The organism is Mesorhizobium sp. WSM3626 (assembly GCF_000513935.1).
GTDB lineage: Bacteria > Pseudomonadota > Alphaproteobacteria > Rhizobiales > Rhizobiaceae > Mesorhizobium > Mesorhizobium salmacidum.
Genome location: NZ_AZUY01000004.1, coordinates 114,749 through 128,978 on the forward strand (window position 1 = coordinate 114,749; position 14,230 = coordinate 128,978).

General features: G+C 64.0%; 16 protein-coding genes. 10 read left to right on the top strand and 6 right to left on the bottom strand.

Translation table 11 applies throughout. The features are described from left to right. Nucleotides 1–27: 27 nt before the first annotated feature. Nucleotides 28–1,035: a polysaccharide deacetylase gene (locus M653_RS0104865; RefSeq protein WP_027142294.1), complete on the bottom strand. Its 1,008-nt coding sequence runs from the start codon at nucleotides 1,033–1,035 to the stop codon at nucleotides 28–30. Between the two features lie 192 nt (nucleotides 1,036–1,227). On the opposite strand from M653_RS0104865, the gene M653_RS0104870 reads away from it, so the two are divergent. After that, on the top strand, nucleotides 1,228–1,893 hold the full coding sequence (locus tag M653_RS0104870) for a tetratricopeptide repeat protein (protein ID WP_027142295.1): 666 nt from the start codon (nucleotides 1,228–1,230) through the stop codon (nucleotides 1,891–1,893). Continuing rightward, the gene (gene der / locus M653_RS0104875) at nucleotides 1,890–3,320 is read left to right on the top strand and encodes a ribosome biogenesis GTPase Der (protein WP_027142296.1); all 1,431 of its coding nucleotides are present in this window, start codon (nucleotides 1,890–1,892) and stop codon (nucleotides 3,318–3,320) included. The genes M653_RS0104870 and der overlap by 4 nt, the downstream gene beginning before the upstream one ends. Before the next feature lie 18 nt (nucleotides 3,321–3,338). Here the strand turns inward: der and M653_RS0104880 are convergent, their stop codons facing one another. Then, nucleotides 3,339–4,259: a LysR substrate-binding domain-containing protein gene (locus M653_RS0104880; RefSeq protein ID WP_027142297.1), complete on the bottom strand. Its 921-nt coding sequence runs from the start codon at nucleotides 4,257–4,259 to the stop codon at nucleotides 3,339–3,341. A gap of 116 nt (nucleotides 4,260–4,375) precedes the next feature. On the opposite strand from M653_RS0104880, the gene M653_RS0104885 reads away from it, so the two are divergent. The 7 genes from M653_RS0104885 to M653_RS0104915 all read left to right on the top strand — a co-directional run bounded on the left by M653_RS0104885 (nucleotide 4,376) and on the right by M653_RS0104915 (nucleotide 9,940). Then, the gene (locus M653_RS0104885; RefSeq protein WP_027142298.1) at nucleotides 4,376–5,668 is read left to right on the top strand and encodes an MFS transporter; all 1,293 of its coding nucleotides are present in this window, start codon (nucleotides 4,376–4,378) and stop codon (nucleotides 5,666–5,668) included. Nucleotides 5,669–5,811: 143 nt separating this feature from the next. After that, nucleotides 5,812–6,993, top strand: a complete 1,182-nt coding sequence (locus M653_RS0104890; RefSeq protein ID WP_027142299.1) for a cell wall hydrolase — start codon at nucleotides 5,812–5,814, stop codon at nucleotides 6,991–6,993. Nucleotides 6,994–7,248: 255 nt separating this feature from the next. Continuing rightward, nucleotides 7,249–7,650 carry an AtpZ/AtpI family protein gene (locus tag M653_RS0104895; protein ID WP_027142300.1) on the top strand — a complete coding sequence of 134 codons (402 nt, stop codon included), beginning with the start codon at nucleotides 7,249–7,251 and terminating at the stop codon, nucleotides 7,648–7,650. A 57-nt stretch (nucleotides 7,651–7,707) separates the two neighbouring features. Then, complete coding sequence (locus M653_RS0104900; RefSeq protein WP_027142301.1) at nucleotides 7,708–8,466, top strand: F0F1 ATP synthase subunit A; 759 nt, start codon at nucleotides 7,708–7,710, stop codon at nucleotides 8,464–8,466. 85 nt (nucleotides 8,467–8,551) lie between these two features. Then, nucleotides 8,552–8,776 carry a F0F1 ATP synthase subunit C gene (locus M653_RS0104905; protein ID WP_013896722.1) on the top strand — a complete coding sequence of 75 codons (225 nt, stop codon included), beginning with the start codon at nucleotides 8,552–8,554 and terminating at the stop codon, nucleotides 8,774–8,776. 62 nt (nucleotides 8,777–8,838) lie between these two features. Next, entirely contained in the window at nucleotides 8,839–9,438 is a 600-nt protein-coding gene (locus tag M653_RS0104910; protein WP_027142302.1) for a F0F1 ATP synthase subunit B, read from the top strand. 10 nt (nucleotides 9,439–9,448) lie between these two features. Beyond that, nucleotides 9,449–9,940: a F0F1 ATP synthase subunit B gene (locus M653_RS0104915; protein WP_027142303.1), complete on the top strand. Its 492-nt coding sequence runs from the start codon at nucleotides 9,449–9,451 to the stop codon at nucleotides 9,938–9,940. A gap of 122 nt (nucleotides 9,941–10,062) precedes the next feature. Here the strand turns inward: M653_RS0104915 and M653_RS0104920 are convergent, their stop codons facing one another. After that, entirely contained in the window at nucleotides 10,063–10,761 is a 699-nt protein-coding gene (locus tag M653_RS0104920; RefSeq protein ID WP_027142304.1) for a ribonuclease HII, read from the bottom strand. A 153-nt stretch (nucleotides 10,762–10,914) separates the two neighbouring features. Then, the gene (locus M653_RS0104925) at nucleotides 10,915–12,069 is read right to left on the bottom strand and encodes a PA0069 family radical SAM protein (protein WP_027142305.1); all 1,155 of its coding nucleotides are present in this window, start codon (nucleotides 12,067–12,069) and stop codon (nucleotides 10,915–10,917) included. A gap of 151 nt (nucleotides 12,070–12,220) precedes the next feature. Here M653_RS0104925 and M653_RS0104930 point away from each other — a divergent pair, with 151 nt between their 5' ends. Next, nucleotides 12,221–12,748: a glycosyltransferase gene (locus tag M653_RS0104930; RefSeq protein WP_027142306.1), complete on the top strand. Its 528-nt coding sequence runs from the start codon at nucleotides 12,221–12,223 to the stop codon at nucleotides 12,746–12,748. 30 nt (nucleotides 12,749–12,778) lie between these two features. On the opposite strand, the gene moaB is transcribed toward M653_RS0104930, so the two are convergent. Continuing rightward, nucleotides 12,779–13,333, bottom strand: a complete 555-nt coding sequence (gene moaB, locus M653_RS0104935; RefSeq protein WP_027142307.1) for a molybdenum cofactor biosynthesis protein B — start codon at nucleotides 13,331–13,333, stop codon at nucleotides 12,779–12,781. Between the two features lies 1 nt (nucleotide 13,334). Continuing rightward, on the bottom strand, nucleotides 13,335–14,222 hold the full coding sequence (locus M653_RS0104940) for a 4-(cytidine 5'-diphospho)-2-C-methyl-D-erythritol kinase (RefSeq protein ID WP_027142308.1): 888 nt from the start codon (nucleotides 14,220–14,222) through the stop codon (nucleotides 13,335–13,337). Between the last annotated feature and the right edge of the window lie 8 nt (nucleotides 14,223–14,230).

The window sequence follows — 14,230 nt, forward strand, 5'->3', positions numbered from 1 at the left end:
TGCTCTGACGAAAGACGGGTTGGCGGTTCAACCGCCAACCGAGGCCTGCTTCTGGACGCCATCCTGCCGCGAAACATAATCGCGAAAACTGATGCATTCGACATCTGATTTGACGCAGACCTCGCCGGCAAAGCGTTCCAGCGCGTTCCAGTAGGCGCCGTCATTCATCAGCGTGAAGTGGAAGCCGAGTTCCAGCGGAATGCGCTTGCCCTGATATTGTGCGTCGAACGCAGCGCGAAACGCCTGATAGGTCCGGTCCGCGAACTCGCCGGCCTTGCTCGGCCGCTCGAAGCCGCCGGAATGCCTGATATAGAGATTGTAGTCCATGGCGATCACCGGCCGCGATGTCGGTCCCTCCGGGATTAGCGGTAGGGAAAAACGGGTGATGCCGCCGACGGTCGGCGGCAGGGCAGGGCCCTTTGAAACGCCGCTGGCGTCGAATTGATAGCCGGCCGCCGGCAGTGCCTCGTAAAGCGCTTTGCCTGTCGACAGATACGGTGCCCGGAAACCCACCACCGCATGCCGCGCGAAATCACGCCAGCCCTCGGGTTCGGGCGCAATGCCGTTGATCGCATAGGCGTTCTCGAGAATGTGCTCGAAGGAGCCGAACTCTTTCAGCCAGTCGGCCTTGGTCCAGTCCTTGCCGTCGAAATGGCCGCAGACGTGGCTGGCGATGTCGTGGCCCTCGTGGGCAGCGAGGCCGATCTGTTCCAGCCGCTCGGCCACTTCCTGCCTGGAGACGGCAAAGCCGATGTTGGATTTGCCCGCGCTCTTGCCCGGCGCGGTATATTGGCCGCGTGTCTCGGGCGACAGGAGGAAGACGCAGGACAGGAAATAAGTAAAATGCGCACCGGTGCGCTGGGCCAGCGCCCTGCTGCGCTTCCACTGCGCGATGTCGCGCGCACTGTCGAAGGAGATGATGACGACCTGCTTCGGCCTTGCCGGTGCTGGTGGCGCGGGCGGATCGGCCAGGGCCGCGCCGGCGGTGGCGAACGAGGCAAGCGAGAACGCGACAGCGCGGGACAAACAAGGCATCGGCAAATTTACGGGCTCCGGGTGGTCGGCAAGCCGGCTATCGCGCAAATGTGGCGCCGGTGCGATTGGGGTTTTCGTTGGTTTGCCCCGGCAATAGCCGATTTTCCGCTCGAACCCCTTCCATGCCGACAAAATTTCGCTAAAACGCGGGCTCATGAACCGCCCCGGCCCGGGGCAGGAATGGCTTGATTGATGTCCGACGACAGTTTTATCCGCGAAGTCAATGACGAGATGCGTCGCGAACAGGCGCAGAAGCTGTGGGACCGTTTCGGCCCGGCCTTGCTTGTGATTGCCATCCTGGTGGTGCTCGGTACCGCCGCCTTCGTCGGCTATCGCTATTGGGACGAGACACGTGCCAACCGCTCCGGCGACGCCTTCTCGCAGGCGCTGAAGCTTGCCAATGACGGCAAGAACGATGATGCGCTGGCCGCGCTCGTTCAGCTGGAGAAGGATGGCTACGGCGCCTATCCGCTGCTCGCCCGCATGCGCGCCGCGACCGTCAAGGCCAACAAGGGCGACGTCGATGCCGCCGTCAAGGATTTCGACGATGTCGCCGCCGACACCGCTATTCCCCAGGGTCTGCGCGACATGGCGCGGCTGAGGGCGGCGCTCCTGCTCGTCGATCACGGCTCCTTCGCCGACGTGTCGAGCCGCGTCGAGGCGCTGACATCGGACACCAACACGCTGCGCCACAGCGCGCGCGAGGCGCTCGGGCTTGCCGCCTGGAAGGAAGGCAAGACCCAGGACGCGCTGAAGCTGTTCGACCAGATCGCCTCCGATGACGGCGCCCCGCGCAACACGCGCGAGCGGGCGACCTTGATGTCCGAGCTGATCCGCGGGTCGGGCAGTGCATCGTGACCTTCAAAGTCGCCATCATAGGCAGACCTAACGTCGGCAAATCGACGCTTTTCAATCGGCTGGTGGGCAGGAAGCTGGCGCTTGTCGACGACACGCCGGGCGTTACCCGTGACCGCCGTGTCCATGCCGCCAAGCTTTACGATCTTCATTTCGATGTCATCGACACAGCGGGCTTCGAGGATGCCGGCGCTTCGACCTTGCCGGGACGCATGCGCGCGCAGACCGAAATCGCCATCCGCGAGGCGGATCTGATCTTCTTCACCATCGACGCCAAGTCCGGCCTGTTGCCGGATGACAGGACCTTTGCCGAGATCGTGCGCAAATCCGGCAAGCCGGTCGTGCTCGTTGCCAACAAGGCCGAGGCGAAGGGCGCCCAAGGCGGCATGCTGGAAGCCTGGGAGCTCGGGCTTGGCGAGCCGATCCCGGTTTCGGCCGAACATGGCCAGGGCATGCCCGACCTGCGCGACGCCGTGATCGAAGCACTTGGCCAGGCGCGCGCCTTCGGTGAAGACGAGGACGGCGAAGACGAAGAAGCCGCCGCCAACGAAGTGCTGATCGGCGAGGACATCGCCGATCCGGATGCAGAGCCGGCCTATGACGACACCAAGCCGATGCGCATCGCCGTCGTTGGCCGTCCTAACGCCGGCAAGTCGACGCTGATCAATGCACTGATCGGCGAGGAGCGGCTGCTGACCGGACCGGAAGCCGGCATCACCCGCGATTCCATCTCCGTCGACTGGGACTGGCGCGGCCGCCGCATAAAACTGTTCGACACGGCCGGCATGCGCCGCAAGGCCAGGATCCACGAGAAGCTGGAAGTGATGTCGGTGCAGGATGGCTTGCGCGCCATCCGCTTCGCCGAGATCGTCATCATCGTGCTCGACGCCACCATTCCTTTCGAGAAGCAGGATCTGCAGATCGCCGGCCTGATCATCCGCGAGGGCCGGGCACCGGTGATCGCCTTCAACAAATGGGACCTCATCGACAACCCGCAGGAGCTGTTGGCCGAACTGCGCGAGAAGACCGAGCGGCTGTTGCCGCAGGCGCGCGGCATTCAGGCCGTGCCGGTCTCGGCCGAGACCGGACGCGGCCTCGACAAGCTGATGGATGCGGTGCTGAAGACGCACAAGGTCTGGAACAGCCGTGTTTCGACGGGCAAGCTCAACCGCTGGCTCGAAGCCATCCTGACGCATCATCCGCCGCCCGCCGTTGCCGGGCGCCGGCTGAAGGTCAAATACGTCACCCAGGCCAAGACGCGGCCGCCGGGCTTCGTGGTCCAGTGCTCGCGGCCGGACGCGATGCCGCAAAGTTATGTCCGCTATCTATCCAACAGCCTGCGCGAAGCCTTCGACATGCCGGGCGTGCCGATCCGCATCGCGCTGCGCACTTCAGACAACCCCTTCGCTGGCAGGGCGAAGAAGCGCTGAGGCGCGGCTCGGCAACGCTTAAGCGACTTTCAGCAGGTTCTCTTTCGTCTCGGCGCCCTCAGGCAACGCCTCGAACGCCGATTGGAGCAGGATGTCGGCCAGCCGCGCCGCGACCGGATCGATCTCGGCATCCTTCTGATGCAGGTGCAGCGCCATCTTCGGCAGCGGCGGCAACCCGAGCACTCCGGGCGCGAGCGCCCTGACATTTGCGGGCAGGCCGATATCGGTGCGGATCGTCAGCCCGAGGCCTGCCGCCACCGCCGCCCATATGCCGCCAAGACTAGGGCTGGAGAACGCCATGCGCCAGGGCCGCCCGGCACGATCCAGCGTCTCGGTCGCCACGGTGCGCAGCAGGCAAGGCGCCTCGAACACAACCAGTTGCAGCGTCTCGTCAGTGTGTGAGCCTGCCTCCATCGGTTTTGCCGGGCCGATCCAGCGCGCCTGCACGTCGGCGACATGACGGCTGTATGGCAGCTTCGTGCCGTCATGCCAGGCGAGCGCGATGTCGAGATTGCCGGAGAGGATACGCTCGGCCAATTCGTGGCTGCGCCCGATCCGTGCTTCGATCCGAACCTTGGGATGGGCACGGGCGAAGCGGGCGAGCACTTCCGGCAACACGGCCTCGCCGAAATCCTCCTGCAGGCCGAGCCGCACCCAGCCCTCCAATTCGACGTCACGGATGGCCAACGCTGCCTCGTCATTGAGCTCGATCAGGCGCCGCGCATAACCGAGCATCGTCTCGCCGGCTTCGGTCAGGGACAGGCCACGCCCTGCCTTGCGGAAGATCGGCGTATCGGCCTGCTCCTCCAGTTTCTTCAACTGTGCGCTGACGGCGGAGGTCGAGCGGCCAAGCCGCTCGGCTGCCCTGGCGAAACTTCCCAGTTCCATCCCGGTGATGAAAGTTCTCAGCACGTCAAGATCGAATGTGACACGTCGCATCGGATCGTCCTTGTTTTTAGGATTATTAATCAAAAACTTCCTGATTTTATGGATGAAGCTATGACGCTACATCCATCCCGTCAAGGCCGCTCGACCGGCGTCACGGGAATGGAATCATGTCTGCCACCGTCATTCGCAACGATTGCCAGCCATCCGGGCGAGGCGCCGCCACCACCCCGGCCGGCCGGACCTTCGGGCCTAATCATCGCTGGAAGGTCCTGGGTATCGGGGTTGCCGCGAACGCCGGTTTCTCGGCCACTTTCTCGGGCATACCGGCCACGGCGGTCGTGCTTCGCCAAGGCTATCACTTGAACAATGCCGAACTCGGCCTGGCGCTCGGCCTTCTCGGGCTGGGGGTTGCGCTCAGCGAACTGCCATGGGGTCTGCTCACCGACCGCTGGGGGGATCGCCGCGTGCTTCTGATCGGGCTTGGCGCGACGGCGGCGTGGCTGCTTGCGATGGCGATGCTCGTGGTGCCGACAAGGGCGGGCATTCCCGATGTCACGCTGCTGGCGGCAAGCCTGCTCGTCACGGGACTGCTCGGCGGCAGTGTCAACGGTTCGAGCGGTCGGGCCATCATGGCCTGGTTCAGCGAGAATGAGCGCGGTTTTGCCATGAGCATCAGGCAGACGGCGGTGCCGCTTGGCGGCGGCCTCGGCGCGCTCGTCCTGCCTTCGCTTGCTCTGGCTTCCGGTTTTGCCGCGGTGTTCGGGCTCCTGGCGGCGGCGTCCGCTCTCTCCGCCCTGTTCGCCTGGCGTTGGCTGCACGAACCGCCGACGGCGGGTGGCGGCCACGCCGTTCCGTCTGGCGTGGCCGGTCCGGCACCGTTGCGCAACACAGAGGTCTGGCGCATCTCGACCGCCATCGGCCTGCTCTGTTTTCCGCAAGTGGCGGTCCTCACTTTCGCATCGGTGTTCCTGCACGACTTTGCCGGACTTGGCACGACGGCGATCAGCACCAGCCTCGCCGCGGTACAGGTCGGTGCCATGGTCATGCGCGTCTGGAGCGGCCGCTTCACCGACCGCCACGGCAACCGCCGTCAGTTTCTTCGCTTGTGCAGTGCGCTGAGCGCCCTGGCCTTCGTGATGCTCTGGGTGCTGGTTCTGGCCGTACCCGCAATGCCTGGCAGCCAATCCGTCCTGATCGCCGTCCTGCCCTTGGTGCTTGTCGTCGCCGGCATCTCGGTCTCCGCCTGGCACGGCGTTGCCTATACCGAGCTTGCCACGCTGGCCGGTGCCGGCCATGTCGGAACCGCGCTCAGCCTCGCCAACAGCTTTGTCTTCGTCGGCTTCTTCCTGGTGCCGGTAGCCATTCCGGGGCTGCTGCACCTCTGGTCCTGGCCCGGCGTCTGGCTGTCGGCCGCGGTTTGCGCGCTGATCGCCTGGCCGATCTTCCTGCCGCGGGCCTGAGTTCCCGCCGCAAAACCGCCCGACTTCGAAGCCACGACCTTGAGCCGACCGGGAAAACCCGACCGATCCCGTTAACGTCCCATCAAGGTTAATGCATCATTTTGCTCTCCAGTGGGGTCAGTTGCGTTCCTGGAGAGAGTTCCGTGCATCGACGTGTGTTGAAGCGGCTGATGGCCGCCGCCGGTGAGAAACGCAGCCTTGTGTCTCCGTTCATCCTCGGTCTCGGTATCTGGATCGGCTTTCCGACCGTCGCCGCCTACCAGGACATGACCAGCCTCGTTTCCGGCCTTGAATCGCCGACCGCGCGCTGGAACTCCTATGTCGAGAAATCCGTCGCCGGTTCGGTCCACGCGGCCGAGATGCCGTTCGTCGAGTCCGACATCACCGGCTCGATCTCGGGTTCCGGCGTTCGCCTTCCCGGCATCGGCTCCGTTTCGTTCCGCGGCAAGGGCGGCAAGGTCAGCGGGTCGCCCGACGAGGATCGCGTTGTGCGCGCCGACAAGAAGGGCCGCATCGTCCAGGTCTCTCCCGTAGCGCCGCCGAAGAACTTCAATGCCGGCTCGATCTTCCAGCGGACCTCCTCGCTGATGCGGCCGAGCATGGACAGCGACTTGAAAATGGCATTCGCCAAGCCTCAGATCAAAGGCAAGGAAATCCAGATCGCCGCCGCCTTCCACGCGCGTGAGGACAGGAAGCCGGATCCCGGCGTGCCGGCCATGCTTGCAGCCCTGGTCAACAACGACCATCCCGATGTGCTGGCGACCGCTTACGCACAATCCGCGCCGGACTATGCCAAGGCCTCGCCCTTTGAAGCCCTGCTTCAGGACGAGCAGCCCAACAGCGGCCGCTTCATTCCGCCGATGGCCAAGGGCGACCACGCCTGGATCCAGAATCCGCTTCCTGCCGGCGTCTTCTCCAAGCCGGAGCAGAAATGCCTGGCCAACGGCATCTATTTCGAGGCACGCGGCGAAGCAGTGCGCGGCCAGGCCGCCGTCGCCCAGGTGATCCTCAACCGGGTCCGCAATCCCGCCTATCCCAATTCGATCTGCGGCGTCGTCTACCAGAACGACAACTGGTTCAACCGCTGTCAGTTTTCATTCGCTTGCGACGGCAGGAAGAAGCGCATCGACAATCCTGTCGCCTACCAGACCGCGCAGGACATCGGCATGGCCGTCACCGCCGGCAAGATCTTCATTCCGGAAGTAGGATCGTCCACCCACTACTATGCCAATTATGTCCATCCCGGCTGGGCGCGCACAATGCAGAAGATGACCAAGATCGGCCTGCATATCTTTTACCGGACCTATGGTGGCGGCTGGAGTTGAGCGGCCCGCCGCCCGCCGTTCTTTCGCGCGGTCGCACGGTCGATCGGAGAGCCATTGTCTGGGGGATTCGCGCGGCGCATCCCCCTGATCGCCGCGGGCACGATGTCGCACCTTCCTAGTACATTGATTTTATTGTCTAAAATACACAGCTCGGAAGTTCCGTCCGTGGCTTGACGGGCGCAAACCCTCTAACTATGTTGCCGGCGACTTTAGAAGCGGACGGACGGTGACGGTCTGCCCGGGCAGGGGGTTGCGATGGCCGAAAAAAAAGGGCCAGACGGAACCGGAGAAACCGGCCGTGGCAAAGAGCATGACCCCGAAATCCGCGACGACGATCTTGAGCGACGTCGGCGTGAACTTGGAGCATCGCTTGCGACAAGGCTGCCGAACCGGCTCGAGGGGAAAGACGACGCGAAACCAGTGACCGGATACGGTCAGGCGATCAAACTATCTAGCGAGTTTATCGCCGGGGTGGTGGTGGGCGCCGGCATCGGCTGGATCATCGACCGTATGGCGGGGACATCGCCGTGGGGTCTGATCGTTTTCCTGCTGCTTGGTTTTGGCGCCGGCGTGCTCAATGTCATGCGTTCGGCTGGCGTTGTGGCGGAATTCGGACAAGGTGCCAAGCCGCGCCATGACCGGGACGACAGCAAATGACCGCCCTTCAGGCGGCAATGGTAATTTAGCCGTACGCGGCATTGACGGGGTTTGAACGTGGCAGCTGACAAGGTCGATCCGATCCACCAGTTCCATATCAACAAGCTGATACCGATCGAAATCGGCGGCTATGACCTGTCTTTCACCAATTCCGCCCTGTTCATGGTCGCCACCGTCGTTGTTGCCGCGGCGTTCCTGTTTCTGACGACGTCGAGCCGCAGCTTGGTGCCAGGACGACTGCAGTCGGTCTCCGAAATGGCTTACGAATTCGTCGGCAACATGCTGCGCGACGCCGCCGGCACGCAGGGCATGAAGTTCTTCCCCTTCGTGTTCTCGCTGTTCATGTTCGTGCTGGTCGCCAATCTGCTCGGCCTGTTTCCCTATTTCTTCACTGTCACAAGCCACATCATCGTCACCTTCGGCCTCGCGGCCCTGGTGATCGGAACCGTGGTGGTCTACGGCTTCATGAAGCATGGTCTTGGTTTCCTCAAGCTGTTCGTGCCGCATGGCGTGCCGGTGTTCCTGTTGCCGCTGGTGGTGCTGATCGAGGTCATCTCCTTCGTGTCGCGCCCGGTCAGCCTCTCGGTTCGTCTGTTCGCCAACATGCTTGCCGGCCACATCACGCTCAAAGTGTTCTCTGGGTTCGTCGTCAGCCTCTCCGCTCTGGGCGCGGTCGGTGTGGCGGGTTCGATCCTGCCGTTGGCGATGGCGGTGGCGCTGACGGCGCTTGAACTGCTGGTCGCTTTCTTGCAGGCCTACGTCTTTGCCGTGTTGACCTGCATGTATCTCAACGACGCCCTGCATCCCGGGCACTGAGGCCAAGAGTTCCGGCCCAAGAGTTTCCAACATTGGTGCCGGATGAAATCGCAACGGAATTTTCAGATCCAAAGGAGTTGAACAAATGGACGCAGAAGCAGCAAAGTACATCGGCGCCGGCATCGCTTGCCTGGGCATGGGTGGCGCGGGCATTGGCCTGGGCAACATCTTCGGCAGCTACCTCTCGGGCGCGCTGCGCAACCCGTCGGCTGCCGACGGCCAGTTCGGCCGCCTGATTTTCGGCTTCGCCGTGACCGAAGCTCTGGGCATCTTCTCGCTTCTCATCGCCCTGCTGGCCCTGTTCGGCTGAGTACTGAGAAGATTGGACAGGCCGGCCGCGCTAGCGGCGGGCCTGATATCTGGGGATAGTCCATGTTCGTGACATCTGCCTTCGCGCAAGAGTCCGCGCCATCAGCCGACACCAGCCACGCTGCGACCGGAGGCGACACGCATTCCGGCACCAGCGTGCCTGCCGAAGCGCACGGCACGTTTCCGCCATTCAATCCGGAGACGTTTCCGTCGCAGCTTCTGTGGCTGGCGATCACGTTCGGGCTGTTCTACCTCTTCCTGAAGCGGGTCGTGATGCCGCGCGTCGGCGGCATCATCGATGTCCGCAACGACCGCATCAGCCAGGATCTCGACCAGGCAGCCAAGTTGAAGGGCGAGGCCGACGCCGCCGTTGCCGCTTACGAGCAGGAACTGGCTGAAGCCAAGAAGAACGCCAACTCGATCGGCCAGCAGGCCAACGATGCGGCCAAGGCGGAAGCCGAGACCGCGCGCAAGAAGATCGAGGCCGCGCTCGACGCCAAGCTTGGCGAGGCCGAGGCACGCATTGCTTCCATCAAGGCCAATGCCATGAAGGAAGTCGGCAGCATCGCCGAGGACACCGCTTCGGCGATCGTCGAGGCACTGGTTGGCGGCAAGGCCAGCAAGGCCGAGATCGCGGCCGCGGTCAAATCCGTGGCCCGGTGAGGAGCGCATCATGGACGCTACATCTCTCGCAACGCTCTGGGCCACGATTGCCCTGATCATCTTCCTGGGCATCGCCGTCTACATCAAGGTGCCCCGCATGATCGCCAAGGCGCTCGACGCCCGCGCCGCCAGGATCAGCAGTGAACTCGACGAGGCACGCAAGCTGCGCGAAGAAGCTCAGCAACTGCTCGGTCAGTACAAGAAGAAGCGCAAGGAAGCCGAGCAGGAAGCTGCCGACATTGTCGCGGCCGCCAAGCGCGAGGCAGATCTGCTGGCCGCCGATGCCCACAAGAAGACCGAGGATTACGTTGCCAGGCGCACCGCGCTTGCCGAGCAGAAGATCGGCCAGGCCGAACGCGAAGCGATCGGCGAAGTGCGCGCCAGCGCCGTCGACATCGCTGTCGAGGCGGCACGCGCGCTGCTTGCCGGCAAGATCGACGCCAAGGCCGGAGCCGACCTGTTCAAGTCCGCGCTGCAGGATGTGAAGGCGAAGCTGAACTGAGCTGAACGATCAATATTGAAGAGCCGCCCGGGCAACCTGGCGGCTTTTTTTATGCGGCGCGTCAACGCTGCCAATCTCCCCCACAACAAGGGGGGAGATCGGCCGACACCGCTGCCGTCGTTTTACTCCAGCCCGGCGAAGCTTTCTTCTTCTTCCGTCACCTCGGCGCCGCCTAACCTGAACGGCGCAAACGAGGTGCGGTGCAGCCGAGCGACGGGGCCATGCGCCTCGATCGCCGTACGGTGCCGGACCGTGGCGTAGCCCATATGGACTTCGAAGCCGTAGCGGTCGTGATGATTGCCGCAGCCGCACATCATGCGGTCGCGCATGACCTTGGCCACGATCGAGGCTGCGGCGATCGACTGCGAGCGCTGGTCGCCCTTGATCAGCGCGCGCCCTTCGCAAGGCAGTCCCGGCGGCACGTCGCGCCCATCCGCCAGCGCGAGCTTTGCCTGGATGGGCAGCCCGACAAGTGCGCGGCGCATCGCTTCGAGGCTCGCCTTGAGGATGTTGCTGCCATCGATGCCTTCGGCGCTGACCGACGCCATCGAGACGCCGAGCGCGGAGCCGATGATGCGCAGAAACAGCGCTTCGCGCTGCAAGTGGCTAAGCCGCTTGGAATCGTCGAGCCCTTCGGGAATGTTGGCGGGGTCGAGTACCACTGCCGCCGCGACCACCGGCCCGGCCAACGGGCCACGGCCGGCTTCGTCCATCCCCGCGACCGGCCACAGGCCATCGGCCATCGCCTTCGTCTCGAAGGAGAAATCGGGTTTCTCGACGATTTCGAAGAGAGGCGGAGAATCAGAACGCGCGCGAGCCATGTTGCGGCGAGGTTCGCATCGGCTCTGATTCTCCGCAAGTCCCTCCGGGTCGGGTGGGGCGCCGGACCGGGAGGGCACCGTCTGCAGGCCGGGGCAGGCCGGACGGGATTTTTTCGCCACGGCGGCAATGAACAGCCGCGGTGTCTTTCGGCTTCAGAGCAGCATCAACTGCTCCTGGTCCTTACCGGCCGCGACGAATTGATCGGTCCGCAGCGTGCGCCGTTCAGCATTGAGGCCGAGCCGCTTGGCGGTGATCTCGAAGCGCCGGCCGATCTGCCAAGCATAAGGTCCGGCGCCTTTCATGCGCTTGCCCCATTCCGAATCGTAGTCCTTGCCGTCGCGCATCGAACGGATCAGCGACATCACGTGGCGATAGCGGTCGGGATAGTGGCGCAGCAGCCAGTCCTTGAAAATCGGGCTGACCTCCAGCGGCAGGCGCAGCACCACATAGCCGGCCTCGCGCGCACCGGCATGGTGTGCCGAGTCGAGGATGCGTTCCATCTCCTGGTCGGTCAGGCCCGGAATGATCGGCGCCACCATCACCGAAGCCGGGATACCGGCATCCGAAAGCCGCCTGATCGCTTCCAACCGCTTGGTCGGGGTCGATGCGCGGGGTTCCATCGTCCTGGCCAGCATGCGGTCAAGCGTCGTCACCGACAGCGCCACCTTGGCCAGCCCGCGCTCGGCCATGCGCGACAGAATGTCGATGTCGCGCACCACCAGGGCTGACTTGGTGACGATGCCGACCGGATGACCGCGTGCCTCCAGCACTTCGAGGATTTCGCGCATGATCCGGTACTGCTTCTCGATCGGCTGGTAAGGATCGGTGTTGGTGCCGATGGCGATGGTGCGCGGCTGGTAGCCATCCTTCGACAACTCCTTGTCGAGCAGGCGTGCCGCATCCGGCTTGGCGAACAGCTTGGATTCGAAATCCAGGCCCGGCGACAGGCCCATGAACGAATGCGTCGGCCGCGCGAAGCAATAGACGCAACCGTGCTCGCAACCGCGATAGGGATTGATCGACCGGTCGAAGGAGATGTCGGGCGATTCGTTGCGGGTGATGATGGTGCGCGGCTTCTCCACCTGCACCTCGGTCTTGAACGGGGGCAACTCCTCCAGCGAACTCCACCCATCGTCGAAGGCATGCCGGCTGACAGGTTCGAACCGGCCAGACGGATTGATGCCCGCCGATCGGCCACGGTTGCGGTCCGGACGGACCCGCATGCCACTCTGCTCGATCATCGCGTTGGCCATCTCGGCTCGTCCTGCTCCGAAGGCCGCAATATCGGCGCGCATGATCGGTTCCATCTTCGCCCGCTCCCAGGGACTGTCCATGTTGTGTCGAATCGCTCTGCTCATGAAATTATTCCTATTTTATTGATAAGAACAAAGCAAGAACTTTTCTATGGCGCGATGCAAAAACTGGCGTCGGTCAGTGGTTTCCGCTATTCGGCTCACGATGCTCAGTGTTCTCATCGAAACGCATAATGACGAGGAGGGTCTTGCCCGCACGCTGGCGACGCTGATTGGCGGCGCGGTCGAGGGCGTGGTGCGCGAGGTCGTCGTCTGCGACACCGGTTCCATCGACCACACGCATCGTGTCGCCGAGCATGCCGGCTGCCACTATGTGGGGAGCGGCGGCATCGCCGCCGGCATCCGCCAGGCCAAGGGTGACTGGCTGCTGTTTCTCGAACCGGGTGCGAGACTGGTAGAGGGCTGGATCGACGCGGTCGTCGCCCATACGGCCAGGCAGACCATGGCCGCCCGGTTCTCGCGGGCGCGGGGCAGCCGTACGCCGTTCCTGGCCCGGGTCTTTTCCGCAAACCGTGCTCTCGCCGACGGACTGGTGATCAGCAAGCGGCAGGCGGCATCTCTGTCCAAGACTGCCGGCAGCGCCGAGGCGTTGGCGCGCGGTCTGGCGACTAAGAAGCTCGACGCCGAGATCTGGGTGGCGCCACCGAGGCAGGCGCAGCGCTCTCCGAGGTGATTTTGCAGCTGCTCTGCGTGGCGTTGCTTTTTAAGGGGCCGATTTGCCGCGCCGCAAATGTTCGTCCAGGCGCGGCATGATCTCGACGAAGTTGCAGGGCATGTGCCGGTAGTCGAGCTGTGCCTTGAGGATGCCGTCCCAGGCATCCTTGCAGGCGCCGGGCGAGCCCGGCAGCACGAAGACGAAAGTGGCGTTGACGACGCCGCCGGTCGCCCGGCTCTGGATCGTCGAGGTGCCGATCTTGTCGTAGGAGATGCGGTGGAAAACTTCCGAAAAGCCATCCATGCGCTTTTCGAAAATCGGCTCCAGCGCCTCGGGCGTCACATCGCGGCCGGTGAAACCGGTTCCGCCGGTGGTGATCACGACGTCGATGGCCTTGTCCCGCGACCACGCCAGAACGGTGTCACGGATTTTTTCGCGGTCGTCGGTGACGATATCCCGGCCGGCCAGGATGTGGCCGGCCTCGGTGATGCGATCGGCCAGCGTCTGGCCGGATTTGTCGTTGGCGAGGCTGCGTGTGTCGGAAACCGTCAGCACCGCGATGCGCACCGGAATGAAGGCACGGCTCTCGTCAATCCTGGCCATCTCACTCAGCCTCCGATCCAATGCTGCGTGTTGCCGCGACGAACCAGTCGGGCTGGCGGCTGCGGATCTCGGCGGCCGCGCGCTTGGCGACATTGCCGGTCTCGAACAGGCCGAAGCATGTCGCGCCCGATCCGGACATTCGTGAAAAACCCGATCCCGCCTTATCAAGCCATGAAAGCGCCCTGCCTATGGCGGGCCGCATCGCAAGGGCCGCAGGTTCGAGATCGTTGCGGGTGATCTCCAGCCAGTTGCGCAGGCTGTGAAACTCGATGAAGCGCGGCAGCGGCGGCAGTGGCTCATTGTCGCGCCGGGACAGTGCTGCGAAGATTTCCGCCGTCGAGACCGGCGTGCCCGGATTGACCAGCACCAGACCCAGCGCCGAAAAATCCGGCACCATCGACAGCTCCTCACCGATGCCGCGCGCCACCAGCGGCTTTTCCGCCAGGCACATCGGCACATCGGCGCCAAGCGAGAGACCGATCCGCGCCAGCTCGGCGCTATCGATGTCCAGCCCCCAGCTGTCGGCCAGCCCGCGCAGCACGGCCGCCGCGTCGCTCGACCCTCCGCCCACGCCGGACGCGACTGGAAGGTTCTTTTCGAGCCTGATGATCACGGGCGGCGTGCTCCGAAGACCAGCCGCCTGCCGTAACGCGTCGCGTGCCTTGAGCACCAGATTGTTGCCATCGGGCGGAACGTCCGGCGCGTAGCGGCCGGATACGGTGAAATCGTCGCCTTCAGCCGGCGCGATCTCGATCCTGTCGCCAAAGCGCGTGAACACAGCCAGGCTTTCGATAAGATGATAGCCGTCGGGGCGTCTGCCGGTGACGTGCAGGGCAAGGTTTATCTTGGCGGGTGCTGCCCATGTCCGGACATCCGGACCGGACTCCACAGTCTCGA